General features: G+C 30.5%; 2 protein-coding genes. Both read right to left on the reverse strand.

Going from position 1 to position 1,205, the window contains the following annotated elements; genetic code table 11:
- Positions 1-642 (reverse strand): efflux RND transporter periplasmic adaptor subunit (locus ACVC2P_RS06630; protein ID WP_452597689.1); only part of this gene is annotated, 642 nt, incomplete at its 3' end.
- 2 nt (positions 643-644) lie between these two features.
- On the reverse strand, positions 645-1,205 hold a 561-nt coding region (locus tag ACVC2P_RS06635), incomplete at its 5' end, for a TolC family protein (protein WP_452597690.1).

The following is a 1,205-nucleotide window of genomic DNA, read 5'->3' on the forward strand; positions in this document are numbered from 1 at the left end:
TTTTATTGGTGCCGTTTGAACGATTTTACCATTTTTTACATTTTTAGGAGATAACCCTAATAAGCGTAACTGACTCTCGTAACCTTTGGTTAAACCTTTAGTGCTTGAAAATTTAGATTTTGCTTGTTGGTAGTCTCTTCCAGAACCTACCTGAGCATCATATAGTTTTTTTTGTCTATTGTAATCTTGTTCTAAAAATTGCAAAGTATTATATGCTTGTAAATAGTCTGTTTGTAAACTTATAATATCTGGATGGCTTACATAAGCTAAAATTTGCCCTTTTTTTACTTTATCTCCCTCAACAACTTTAATGTTGCTAATGTTAGCGCCTAATGTAGTTGTAACAACAGCTTCGTTTTGTGGGGGTACGCCTAATTGCCCGTTAACTTGAATATAACCGTTCATGTTTTGTTTAGAAAGCGTATCTATCTTTATGTTTAAAATATCTAGTTGCTTATTGGTTAACGTAACTTCTTCTGCATGTTCGGCCTCTTGCTTAATATTGTCTTGAGGCATATTTGTATTTATATGATTGCCTTCTGAGTCATGTGTATGAGATTCGTTAGGGTGCGATTCTTTACAACCTACCGCTAATGTTAAAGCAGTAACTAAAGTGATGATATATTTATATGAATTTTTCATTATTAAGATTTTGAAGTTAAGAAATAGTCTAACTGAATTTTACTGTTTAAATAAGAATTAAATAATTGCCATGTATCAATTTCTAACTCTATGGCAGTTTTTATAGTTTGTAAAAAACCAATATAATCTATGGCGCCTTCTTTATACGATAAAATTGCTCCATTACGCTGTTCTTTGGCTAATGGTAAGGCTTCATTTTTATAATAGCCCCATTTTTTTTGCAACTGGTTATATTGCATTATCATGGTATTAAATGTGTTTTTAAAAGCTATTTTTTTTGCATTGTTTTCTTGTTGAATTATGGCAATATTCATTTTTGAAGCTTTAGCTTCCCCTTTAACTTTATTAAATATTAAAGGGATTTGTATTCCAGCTTGGTAACTACTAAATCCTGTTTTATTCCCTATTTTTTGAAATCCATACTGTACAGACAGTTTAGGTAAAAAATTAGACATACTAACTCTATATTTAGCTTTTGTAACATTTTCTAGAGATTGCCAATAGGAAAATATAGGGTGTTTTTTTAAATCTTCATTAGAAATAAGGAGCGGTTCATCAAAATC

It is taken from the genome of Pontimicrobium sp. MEBiC01747, assembly GCF_053601635.1.